The sequence below is a fragment of the Rhodosalinus sp. genome (assembly GCF_046542825.1).
In the GTDB taxonomy this organism is placed as follows: domain Bacteria; phylum Pseudomonadota; class Alphaproteobacteria; order Rhodobacterales; family Rhodobacteraceae; genus Rhodosalinus.
The window spans coordinates 1-9,896 of the sequence record NZ_JBKHAQ010000105.1; the positions used below are offsets into that span (position 1 = coordinate 1).

Here is a 9,896-nt window from a genome sequence, read left to right on the forward strand (position 1 = left end):
GGCTACCGCGCCGAACGCGGCGAGCGCGCCAAGGCGAAACCCGCCCCCGTCGCGCCGGAAGAGGAAACGCCCGCGACGGAGGCTGCGCCCGCGCCCGACGCCACGGCGCCCGACGCGGTGCCCGCATCGCTCGGGCAGACGCCCGAGGTGGCTCCCGCCGCCCCACAACCGCCCGAGGGTGAGGCCGGGGCCGACGGGCAGCAGTTGCAGGATACGCCGCGCGACCCCGCCGAGGACGCCGCCGCCGATCGCAGCGCCACCGAGCCTGCTGCCCCCGAAGCGGTGGCGCCGGTGACCGAGGCCGCGCCAGCCGCCGACGACGTGCCGCCGGACGCCGCGGCGGTCGGGCATGGCGACAGCCCTGCGGTCGTGCCCTCGGCGCCGCAGCCGCCCTCCGATGCGCCCGCGGGCGTCGGCCCCGAGGTGCAGACGACTCCGGTGCCGGATCAGGAGGAGACCGAGGTCTTCTTCACCTTCACCTGGGTCGGCCGTCCCCGCACCCAGGCCCGCGGCAAACCGCAGCGCGATGCCGCAGGCGGGCGTGCAGGCGAAGAGAGCGGCAAGCCGCGCGGCAAGGGGCGACCGAAGGGCGGCAAGCCCAAGGGCGGCAAGCCTCCGCGCGAGGCCAAGCCCAAGACCTTTACCGCCGGCCCCGACCGCAAGGGCAAGGACCGCATCGACCCCGACAATCCTTTCGCCGCGGCGCTCATGGGCCTCAAGGGCAAGGAGTGACCGGCGAGGTGACGCGCCCGACCCAGCGCCTCGACAAGTGGCTCTGGCAGGCACGCTTCTTCAGGACCCGCAGCCTCGCCGCGCGCGAGATCGCGGCCGGTCACTGCCGCGTCAACGGCGCGCGGGTGACGAAGCCCGCGGCGGCCGTCGGCGCCGGCGACGTGCTGACCTTCGTTCAGGCGCGGCGGGTGCGGGTCGTGCGGGTTACCGGCCTGCCGGACCGGCGCGGTCCGGCCCCGGAGGCGCAGGCGCATTACGAGGACCTCGAGCCGCCGCAGCAGCAGAGCGCGGCAGCGCCCGCGGACGCGGGCGGGCCGCCCGAGCCGGAGCCGGGCGGCCGACCGACGAAACGGGCGCGGCGCAACCTCGAGACGATGCGCCGGCGGGCGCTTGAATGATCCCCGGTGCTGGACTAGCTACGGGTCCGACAGAGCAAGCCCGGATCGCCCCATGACCTATGTCGTCACCGACAACTGCATCGCCTGCAAGTATACCGACTGCGTCGAGGTCTGCCCGGTGGACTGCTTCTACGAGGGTGAGACCATGCTGGTGATCCACCCCGACGAATGTATCGACTGCGGCGTCTGCGAGCCTGAATGCCCCGCCGATGCGATCCGCCCGGACACCGAGCCCGACATGGACAGATGGGTCGAGTTCAACCGCAAGTATTCCGAGATGTGGCCGGTCATCATCACCAAGAAGGACCCGCTGCCCGAGGCCGACGAACGCGACGGCGAGACCGGCAAGCTGGAGAAATACTTCACCGAGGCCGCGGGCGAGGGCGGCTGAGGGCCGATTCGGGGCGCCGACGCCCGCAAGACCGCGCAGTTGCGCTGACGCCGGACCCTGCGTCACGCCCAGTGGGTTGATTTTCCGGGGGTTTTCCCGTGTTCCGCGCGGGCCTGCTGGAAATCGCCGCGACGGTCTGTTATATAAACGATACATGGATGCCGTGATCGCCACCCGGGCCGACTGCCGGGCGATCCTGTAGGCATGTGAAAGGGTTCGGGACGGGGTCGCTGGAGATAGCCCGCCCGTTCTTTTTGTCGCCTGTCATCCGGGCGGCGAGCTAGGAAGGACCGCATGAGCAAGACCAAGAAAGCCGAATTCCGACCGAACGACTATGTTGTGTATCCTGCGCACGGGGTGGGCCGGATCGTCTCGATCGAGGAACAGGAGATCGCGGGCATCAGGCTCGAACTTTTCGTGATCTCCTTCGAGAAGGACAAGATGACGCTTCGGGTGCCCACCGCGAAGGCCACGGAAATCGGCATGCGCTCGCTCTCCACGCCGGACGTGGTGTCGAAGGCGATGACCACGCTCAAGGGGAAGGCGAAGGTGAAGCGCGCGATGTGGTCGCGGCGTGCCCAGGAATACGAGCAGAAGATCAACTCCGGCGACCTGATCGCGATTGCCGAAGTGGTGCGTGACCTGCACCGCGCCGACGATCAGCGCGAGCAGAGCTATTCCGAGCGCCAGCTTTACGAGGCGGCGCTTGAGCGCCTGACGCGCGAGGTCGCCGCAGTTTCGGGCAGCGACGAGGTTGCCGCCGCACGGCAGGTAGACGAGATGCTGGTGTCGCGCGCCGCCTGAACCCTCCCGCCAGTCGATGACGAGGGGCGCTCCGTTGGGGGGCGGCCCACGGGCTTGCCGTCAGGCGAGAAAGGCGCTTGAAAGCGCCTTTCAAGGGCCTTGAAAGGCCCTTGCCCGCGTCGGGGTCCTGCGCCGTGATCGCTCTGGTGCGCTTCGGAAGGCGCTTGAAGGCGCCTTCGCCCGCCCGGAAAGTTCGTTGGGCCGCGTCCTCGCGCATGCTGTCGGGGATGTCCGTCAGCGGGATCTTGGCATCCTGCGCGGCTGGCTGCGTGCTCCGACGCCGTCATCCCCGCAGCAAGGCGGACCGGCACCTGCATCAGGAAACGCGCGCGCCGGGCGCCTCAGGTCGGCAGGGGCGCGTCGCGCTTGAACTGGTCCATCACGATCTGGCTCTGGACGCGCGCCACCGCGGGATGCGGCAGCAGAACCTCGTGGATCAGGCTGTGAAGCGCGCGCAGGTCCGCACAATAGACGCGCAGCAGGTAGTCGGCCTCTCCCGTGAGCGTCCAGGCGCTGACGATCTCGGGGCGCAACTCGACCATGCGGGCGAACTCGGCCGATTGTTTCGGCCCGTGCATGGCAAGTTGCACCTGCACGAAGGCCTGCACCTTGAGCCCAAGCTTCTCGGCGTCGAGGCGGGCGGAATAGCTCTGGATGTAGCCCTCCGCCTCCAGCCGCTGGCGGCGGCGGCCCGCCTGGCTGGGCGAGAGGTGCAGGATCTCGCCCAACTCCTGCGCGGTCAGATGCGCGTCCTTCTGAAGCGCGGCGAGCAGGCGATGATCCGTTTCGTCGAGCATGTGCGGGAACCTCGCATGATCCCCCAAGTTTAGCGGTCAAACCCCGCAGAGAACACCCCGCGCATGGTGCGGAATGCGCAGAAACCGCTGCTCGAACCCGTTATCATTGCACCAGCGAACAGAACGATCACAGGAGACGCGCAAGATGGGACCCTTCCCGCACGACGCGCCGAAAGCGCGCATCACCGAGGAAAACCCCGCCGGCACCGACGGCTTCGAATTCGTGGAATTCGCGCATCCCGACCCACAGGAGTTGCGCGACCTCTTCACGAAAATGGGCTACGAGCTGGTGGCCCGGCACAAGACGAAGCCCGGCATCGAGCTATGGCAGCAGGGCGACATCACCTACATCGTCAACGCCGAACCCGGCAGCTTCGCCGCGCGCTTCGTGGAAGAGCACGGGCCCTGCGCCCCCGCGATGGGCTGGCGCGTGGTTGACGCGCAGCACGCCTTAGATCACGCGGTGAAGATGGGCGCGGAGCCCTACGAGGGCGACGACAAGACGATGAACGTGCCCGCGATCAAGGGCATCGGCGGCTCGCTCATCTACTTCATCGAGGATTACTACGAAACCTCGCCCTACAACGAGGAGTTCGAGTGGCTGGCGATGTCGAAGCCCAAGGGCGTGGGCTTCTACTACCTCGACCACCTGACCCACAACGTCTACCGCGGCAACATGGACAAGTGGTTCCAGTTCTACGGCAAGCTCTTCAACTTCCGCGAGATCCGCTTCTTCGACATCGAGGGCAAGTTCACGGGACTCTTCAGCCGCGCGCTCACCTCGCCCGACGGCAAGATCCGCATCCCGATCAACGAGGACCGGGGCGAGACCGGGCAGATCGTGTCCTACCTGAAGAAGTACAACGGCGAGGGCATCCAGCACATCGCGGTGGGCACCGAGAACATCTACGACTCCACCGACGCCATCGCCGCGCGCGGCATCCGCTTCATGCCGCCGCCGCCCGAGACCTACTACGAGCTGAGCAAGACCCGCGTGCAGGGCCACGAGGAGCCCTTGGACCGGATGAAGAAGCACGGCATCCTGATCGACGGCGAGGGCGTCGTTGACGGCGGCGAGACGCGCATCCTGCTGCAGGTCTTCTCCAAGACCGTGATCGGCCCGATCTTCTTCGAGTTCATCCAGCGCAAGGGCGACGACGGCTTCGGCGAGGGCAACTTCAAGGCGCTCTTCGAATCGATCGAGCAGGAACAGATCGACACGGGCGAGATCAAGGCGGCCGAATAAGCCGCGCCACTCACGGGAACTCGCGGGCCGCGTCCCACTTGGGGCGCGGCCCTTTTTTCTTCGTGACGGATCTGCAGCGATCGCCCCGTTCGCACGGTCGCCGCGGCAAGCATGTTTCCCACTATAATGCGCACCGTCCCCATACGCTTTGGGTTTCTGCCGGTTTGTGCAAAATTGCGCGAAAACCGCGGCTCGGGCGGAAACGTGCACGTCCCGGGCAGACTTCGCCGAGGTGGTCGGCCATATCGCCTCTGAACCGGACCTGCCGGGCCGATGACGAGACCAGGCGCGGCGAGGTGCTGCGCCTGATGCAGGACGCCAAGGGCCACATCTACATCTGCGGTCTCAAGGCGCTGGAGGACGGCGTGAACCAGGCGCTTGGCGACATTGCCCGCGGGGGAGGGCTTGACTGGCGCAGCCTGCGCGACGAGATGCGCCGGGACGGGCGCCATCACGAGGAAACCTATTGATGCGGGACCAGACAGAGGCAGGCGGCGACACGGAGGTCTTCGAGCATTCCATCGCGGTGCGCTGGGCCGATTGCGACCCGGCAGAGATCGCCTATTCGGGCCGGATTCCGGCGTGGGCGCTCGATGCCATCGATGCCTGGTGGGAGGATCGCTCCGGCGGCACCGGCTGGTTCCAGCTCAACATGGACCGCGACATCGGTACGCCCTTCGTGCGCATGGAGATCGACTTTCGCACGCCGATCACGCCCCGCCACCGGCTGATCTGCCGCACCTGGCCCAGCCGGCTGGGAGAGACCTCGATCACCTTCCGCGTGGACGGCTACCAGGACGGGGCACTCTGCTTCGAAGGCCGTTTCACCAGCGTTTTCGTCACCGCCAGCGCCTTTGCCAAGACCGCGCCGCCCGAAGACCTGCGCGCGCTTGTCGAAGCACATCTGCGGCCAGAAGACGCAAGATAATGCAAATTCGCCCCTCTACGGTGCCAGATGGAACCTGTTTCCCGGAATTGTGCATTATGTTTCGCAAGAGGGTTGCAGGGGCGAGATCGGACGCATTGGCGCGGAACGTGACGACGCCAGCACGCGGCTGCTCGCGCGGGTGGGCGAACGGCTGCGCCGCGCGCGAGCAGAAGGGCCTGCCGCGGCGCATCCTCTCTGACGTCTCCGGTTTTTCGCCGCGCGACCTGGCGCAACTCGAGGCCGCTGGAGCGGGTGACAGAGGCGCACGACGCGATGATTCTCGCCGTCGGAGGCGGTCGCGTGGCCGAGCCGGAAACCTGCGCCCGCCTGTTTGCGCAAATCCACACCGTCTGGTGCGCGCCCAGCCGGAGGAGCACATGGCGCGTGTGCGCGCGCAGGGCGACGAGCGCCCGATGGCCGGCAAACCGCAGGCGATGACCAGCTGCGCGCGCTGCTCGCCAGCTGCGAGCCGCTTTATGCCCGCGCCGAGGCGCAGCTCGACACCTCCGGCAAGACCGAGGCAGAGGCGGTGGCAGAACTGCTGGACCTGATTCGCCGCCGCGGCTCTCTCGACCGGGGGCCATGACGCCGCCGTCCGCGCGCGCCGCAGGGACGGGCCGGCAGAGCTGCCGCTCCGTCCGCGGATGCTGGCGGAGGGGCGGTTGGGCAAGCCCGCAAGCGTCGGCTGGTATCGCTGTCCCGGCTGCGGCGGGGCGATCGTGGCCCCGTTGATCGAGGACCTTGTCCAGGAAGTGGCGCAGTTCGCCGGGATCGCGGTGGTGTCGCGCACGGCCGGCGAGATTCGCGAAGCCCTGCTGCTCGCGCAGATCGCGGAGGCCGCGCATCTGCTCGCCAGCGGTGCGGCGCGCGGGGCGGCGGTGCTCGACCTTGCCTTGGTCCACGGCGCGGGATTTCCCCCGGCGCGCGGCGGCGTACTGCATTATGCGGCGAGTGTGGGCACCGCGCGGCTGGGCGCCGCGCTCGACCGGCTTGCCGGGATGCTTCTGCCAACCCATGCGGAGGCGCTGCGCCGCTGACTTGCCGCCGCCTCTGACGATCCTGCACCCGGCATGGTCGCTTTCATGAGCGACGACTCGCCCCCAAGCGGTCATTGAGGCGGCAAGGCGCCGGCCCTTTGCCGGTGCCGTCAGGGAGTTGGACAGGATGCGACTCTATCCCGCCATCGAATTGCAGAACGGCCGCTGCGTGAGCCTGCACCGCGGGCGGATCGAGGAGCCCCATGTCTGGCACGTCGATCCCGTGGCACGGGCGCGCGACTATGCCGCCGCCGGCGCCGAATGGCTGCATGTCACCGACTTGGACGCCGTGGGCGGCGAGGGCGACAACGCCGAGCTGGTCGAGGAGATCATCCGCGCCGCCGGCATCCCCGTGCAGGTGGGCGGCGGCATCCGCTCGGTCGAGCGGATCGACCACTGGATGGATCGCGGCGCGGGCCGCGTGGTGGTGGGCACCCTTGCGGTGACGCGGCCGGACCTCGTCAAGCAGGCCGCGAAATATCACCCCGACGCGGTGGTGCTGGCGGTCGATGTCTGGCAGGGCACCGTCACCTCGCACGGCTGGCGCGAGGCCAGCGCCTTCGCCCCCGCCGATTTCATCGCGCAGTTCGAGGGCGAGCCGCTGGCCGCGATCATGGTCACCGACATCACCGCCGATATCGACGGGGTGGAGGAGCCGCTGGCGCTGGTCACGGAACTGGCCGGTGTCGCGCGGACGCCGGTGATCGCCTCCGGCCTCGTGCATTCGCTCGACGACATCGCGCGGCTGAAATATGTCCCCGGCGTCTGGGGCGCGGTGGTGGGCCGCCCGCTGCTGGCGCGCGACTTCACGCTGGACGAGGCGCTGGCGATGGCCGCCGAACCGCGCGGAGAGACGGCCGAGTTCATCTGAGCGGCAGGCGTGCCGGACGGCACGGGGCGGCGTCCGGCGCTCCAGCGCGATACGGCTGTCGCCTGGCGCCCCCCGCCTGTGCCCGCCTCACAGCTCGATGGGTTCCATCACCTGCGGCTCGATCACGTCGACACCCGGCAGTCCGTCGATCAGCGCCTGCGCGGATTGTTCGAGGATCGGAAACGTCCGGTAGTGGCAGGGGATGACCGTCTTGAAATCGAAGAAGGTCTTGGCGGCATAGGCCGCGCGTTTCATGTCCATCGTGAAGTGGCCGCCGGCGCAGAGGATGCCGATCTCGGGCGCGTGCAGGTCGTTGAAGACCTTCATGTCGGACATCACGTCGGTGTCGCCCGAGAAATAGATCGTGCGCCCGCCGTGCGCGATCATGAAACCCGATTCGGTGCCGGTGTAGACCGGGCGCCCCTCGTCGTCCGAAAGCGAGGAGGAATGCACGGCGTTGACCATCGTCACCGCCACGTCGCCCAGCATCACCGTGCCGCCCTTGTTGAAGCCCACGGTCTCGACCCCGTCGCGCTTTTCCAGCCAGCCGGCGAGATCGAAGATCGTGACCACCGGGATGCCCAGGTCCTTCGCGATCTGCGGGGCGTCGTTGACGTGGTCGAAATGGCCATGGCTGACGAGCACATGGGTCGCGCCGGCGATCGCCTCGGCGCGCCGCTCTTCGGGGAAGAGGGGGTTGCCGGTGACCCAGGGGTCCACCAGCAGGTTCTGGTCGCCGAGCTCGATGCGGAAGCCGGCATGGCCGAGCCAGGTGAGTTTCATCGGGCGTCTCCTCGGTTGGGGTGTGCGCGCGGAGCCTAGCACTTCGCGCGGCGCGTGCCATGGGGGCGGTTTTCCGGCGGAGCGGCCTTGCGGCCGCCCACCTTCTGGCACTTCGTGCGGCGGGGGCGCTGCCCCCGTCGGCCTGCGGCCGACTCCCCCGGGGGTATTTCGGGCAAGAGGAAGGACCTCTGGCTGGAACCGGCGGAGGCGGGGGTTATCTTGCGGCATGACCGGGGCGGGACGGGGCAGGGGCATGGAGTGGACGCGGCAGATCGACAGCTATTGCGAGCGGCTCGACGCGAGCTACTGGGCGGAGCCCGTCAACGCGGTGACCAACGCGGCCTTCCTGATCGCGGCTGTCGTGATGTGGGCCCGTGTGCGGGGGCAGGGGCTGCCGCTGGCGATGGCGCTCGTGTGGGTGCTGGCGGCGATCGGTGTGGGCAGCTACCTCTTTCACACCCACGCGCAGGTCTGGTCGGCGCTTCTGGACGTGCTGCCCATCCTGCTTTTCATCCTGATCTACATCTATGCCGCGAACCGGCATTACTGGGGGCTCTCGCGGCTCTGGTCGGGGCTGGGGGTGGCGGCCTTCTTTCCCTATGCCGTCGCCACCGTCCCGCTGTTCCAGATGGTGCCGGGGTTGGGCAGTTCGGCAGGCTATGCGCCCGTGCCGCTGCTGATCCTGGTCTATGCCGTCCTGCTGCGCCGCCGCCTGCCGCAGGTGGCGCGGGGGCTCGCCATCGGGGCGGGCCTGCTGATCGCCTCGCTCACCTTCCGCACGCTCGATCTGCCGCTCTGCGGGGTCGTGCCCGTCGGCACGCATTTCATGTGGCACATCCTCAACGGGCTGATGCTGGGCTGGATGATCGAGGTCTATCGCCGGCACATGCTTGCGAGCGGCCAGCGGGGGCTGTAGATCGTGCCCGATCCGAGCCAAGGAGGCGCCCGCCCATGTCGATCGACACCCGCACCGCGGCGCATGTCGCGCATCTCGCCCGTATCAGGGTGGAGGAGGATGAGCTGCCCGCGCTGGCAGAGGAGTTCAACCGCATTCTCGGGTTCATCGAGGAACTCAACGAGGTGGATGTCGAAGGGATCGAGCCGATGGTGAGCGTCACGCCCATGCGGCTGAAGCGGCGCGCGGACGTGGTGACCGATGGCGGCATGCCGGACAAGGTGCTGTCGAACGCGCCCGACGCGCGCGAGGGCTTCTTTGCCGTTCCGAAGGTGGTGGAATGACCGCGCTGAATGCGCTGACCCTGGCCGAGGCGCGCGATGCGCTGCGGCGTGGCGATGTCACAAGCGTTGCCCTGACCGAGGCCTGCCTTGACGCGATCGAAGGCGCGGGCGCGCTGGGGGCGGTGGCGCATCCGACCCCCGATCTGGCGCTGGAGCGGGCGCGCGCGGCCGATGAGCGCCTGCAGGGGCGCGAAGAGGCGCCCGCGATGTGCGGCATCCCGATCGGGGTCAAGGACCTCTTCTGCACCGAGGGCGTGGCGAGCCAGGCGGCCAGCCGCATCCTGCAGGGGTTCCGCCCGGAATACGAAAGCACGGTGACCGCGCAGCTTCGAGATGCGGGCGCGGTGATGCTGGGCAAGCTGAACATGGACGAATTCGCCATGGGCAGCAGCAACGAGACCAGCGTCTACGGCCCTGCCGTGAACCCGTGGCGCGTGGACGACCGGCAACTCACGCCCGGGGGGTCCTCGGGCGGGTCCGCGGCGGCTGTGGCGGCCGATCTCTGCCTTGCCGCCACCGGCACCGACACCGGGGGGTCGATCCGCCAGCCCGCCGCCTTCACCGGGATCGTGGGGCTGAAGCCCACCTACGGGCGCTGTTCGCGCTGGGGGATCGTGGCCTTTGCCTCGTCCCTCGACCAGGCGGGCCCGATGACGCGCACGGTGCGCGA

General features: G+C 68.7%; 13 protein-coding genes and 1 pseudogene. 12 read left to right on the forward strand and 2 right to left on the reverse strand.

Translation table 11 applies throughout. The features are described from left to right. The 4 genes and pseudogenes from ACLFOB_RS12315 to ACLFOB_RS12330 form a co-directional block, all read left to right on the forward strand. Positions 1 to 732: pseudogene (locus tag ACLFOB_RS12315) on the forward strand (hypothetical protein); the annotation flags it as partial. Between the two features lie 8 nt (positions 733 to 740). Next, positions 741 to 1,130, forward strand: a complete 390-nt coding sequence (locus ACLFOB_RS12320; RefSeq protein ID WP_410926252.1) for an RNA-binding S4 domain-containing protein — start codon at positions 741 to 743, stop codon at positions 1,128 to 1,130. A gap of 52 nt (positions 1,131 to 1,182) precedes the next feature. Next, on the forward strand, positions 1,183 to 1,521 hold the full coding sequence (gene fdxA / locus ACLFOB_RS12325; protein WP_410917404.1) for a ferredoxin FdxA: 339 nt from the start codon (positions 1,183 to 1,185) through the stop codon (positions 1,519 to 1,521). A gap of 294 nt (positions 1,522 to 1,815) precedes the next feature. Beyond that, entirely contained in the window at positions 1,816 to 2,325 is a 510-nt protein-coding gene (locus ACLFOB_RS12330) for a CarD family transcriptional regulator (RefSeq protein ID WP_410917403.1), read from the forward strand. 341 nt (positions 2,326 to 2,666) lie between these two features. Here the strand turns inward: ACLFOB_RS12330 and ACLFOB_RS12335 are convergent, their stop codons facing one another. After that, positions 2,667 to 3,122, reverse strand: a complete 456-nt coding sequence (locus tag ACLFOB_RS12335) for an Lrp/AsnC family transcriptional regulator (protein ID WP_410926253.1) — start codon at positions 3,120 to 3,122, stop codon at positions 2,667 to 2,669. Positions 3,123 to 3,267: 145 nt separating this feature from the next. Here ACLFOB_RS12335 and hppD point away from each other — a divergent pair, with 145 nt between their 5' ends. The 5 genes from hppD (at position 3,268) to ACLFOB_RS12360 (ending at position 7,204) form a co-directional block, all read left to right on the forward strand. Beyond that, on the forward strand, positions 3,268 to 4,368 hold the full coding sequence (gene hppD / locus ACLFOB_RS12340) for a 4-hydroxyphenylpyruvate dioxygenase (protein WP_410926254.1): 1,101 nt from the start codon (positions 3,268 to 3,270) through the stop codon (positions 4,366 to 4,368). Positions 4,369 to 4,676: 308 nt separating this feature from the next. Continuing rightward, positions 4,677 to 4,838, forward strand: a complete 162-nt coding sequence (locus tag ACLFOB_RS12345) for a hypothetical protein (RefSeq protein WP_410926255.1) — start codon at positions 4,677 to 4,679, stop codon at positions 4,836 to 4,838. Next, on the forward strand, positions 4,838 to 5,296 hold the full coding sequence (locus tag ACLFOB_RS12350) for an acyl-CoA thioesterase (RefSeq protein WP_410917928.1): 459 nt from the start codon (positions 4,838 to 4,840) through the stop codon (positions 5,294 to 5,296). Before ACLFOB_RS12345 ends, ACLFOB_RS12350 begins: the two co-directional genes overlap by 1 nt. A gap of 662 nt (positions 5,297 to 5,958) precedes the next feature. Further along, complete coding sequence (locus tag ACLFOB_RS12355) at positions 5,959 to 6,333, forward strand: hypothetical protein (protein ID WP_410926256.1); 375 nt, start codon at positions 5,959 to 5,961, stop codon at positions 6,331 to 6,333. Positions 6,334 to 6,460: 127 nt separating this feature from the next. Beyond that, positions 6,461 to 7,204: a 1-(5-phosphoribosyl)-5-[(5-phosphoribosylamino)methylideneamino] imidazole-4-carboxamide isomerase gene (locus ACLFOB_RS12360; protein ID WP_410917930.1), complete on the forward strand. Its 744-nt coding sequence runs from the start codon at positions 6,461 to 6,463 to the stop codon at positions 7,202 to 7,204. A gap of 87 nt (positions 7,205 to 7,291) precedes the next feature. Here ACLFOB_RS12360 and ACLFOB_RS12365 read toward each other — a convergent pair whose 3' ends face one another. Beyond that, positions 7,292 to 7,987 (reverse strand): metal-dependent hydrolase, encoded by a 696-nt coding sequence (locus ACLFOB_RS12365; RefSeq protein WP_410926257.1) that lies wholly within the window; start codon positions 7,985 to 7,987, stop codon positions 7,292 to 7,294. A gap of 253 nt (positions 7,988 to 8,240) precedes the next feature. Here ACLFOB_RS12365 and ACLFOB_RS12370 point away from each other — a divergent pair, with 253 nt between their 5' ends. The 3 genes from ACLFOB_RS12370 to ACLFOB_RS12380 form a co-directional block, all read left to right on the forward strand. Beyond that, the gene (locus ACLFOB_RS12370) at positions 8,241 to 8,903 is read left to right on the forward strand and encodes a ceramidase domain-containing protein (RefSeq protein ID WP_410926258.1); all 663 of its coding nucleotides are present in this window, start codon (positions 8,241 to 8,243) and stop codon (positions 8,901 to 8,903) included. Positions 8,904 to 8,938: 35 nt separating this feature from the next. Further along, entirely contained in the window at positions 8,939 to 9,226 is a 288-nt protein-coding gene (gene gatC / locus ACLFOB_RS12375; protein ID WP_410926259.1) for an Asp-tRNA(Asn)/Glu-tRNA(Gln) amidotransferase subunit GatC, read from the forward strand. After that, the coding region (locus ACLFOB_RS12380; protein WP_410926260.1) for an amidase at positions 9,223 to 9,896 on the forward strand (674 nt) is incomplete at its 3' end. The genes gatC and ACLFOB_RS12380, both read left to right, overlap by 4 nt.

Bases quoted from the DNA above. Each gene is read 5' to 3' on its own strand.
- fdxA (WP_410917404.1), top strand. From the start codon at position 1,183: ATGACCTATGTCGTCACCGACAACTGCATCGCCTGCAAGTATACCGAC.
- ACLFOB_RS12330 (WP_410917403.1), top strand. From the start codon at position 1,816: ATGAGCAAGACCAAGAAAGCCGAATTCCGACCGAACGACTATGTTGTG.
- ACLFOB_RS12335 (WP_410926253.1), bottom strand. From the start codon at position 3,122: ATGCTCGACGAAACGGATCATCGCCTGCTCGCCGCGCTTCAGAAGGAC.
- hppD (WP_410926254.1), top strand. From the start codon at position 3,268: ATGGGACCCTTCCCGCACGACGCGCCGAAAGCGCGCATCACCGAGGAA.
- ACLFOB_RS12345 (WP_410926255.1), top strand. From the start codon at position 4,677: ATGCAGGACGCCAAGGGCCACATCTACATCTGCGGTCTCAAGGCGCTG.
- ACLFOB_RS12350 (WP_410917928.1), top strand. From the start codon at position 4,838: ATGCGGGACCAGACAGAGGCAGGCGGCGACACGGAGGTCTTCGAGCAT.
- ACLFOB_RS12360 (WP_410917930.1), top strand. From the start codon at position 6,461: ATGCGACTCTATCCCGCCATCGAATTGCAGAACGGCCGCTGCGTGAGC.
- ACLFOB_RS12365 (WP_410926257.1), bottom strand. From the start codon at position 7,987: ATGAAACTCACCTGGCTCGGCCATGCCGGCTTCCGCATCGAGCTCGGC.
- ACLFOB_RS12370 (WP_410926258.1), top strand. From the start codon at position 8,241: ATGGAGTGGACGCGGCAGATCGACAGCTATTGCGAGCGGCTCGACGCG.
- gatC (WP_410926259.1), top strand. From the start codon at position 8,939: ATGTCGATCGACACCCGCACCGCGGCGCATGTCGCGCATCTCGCCCGT.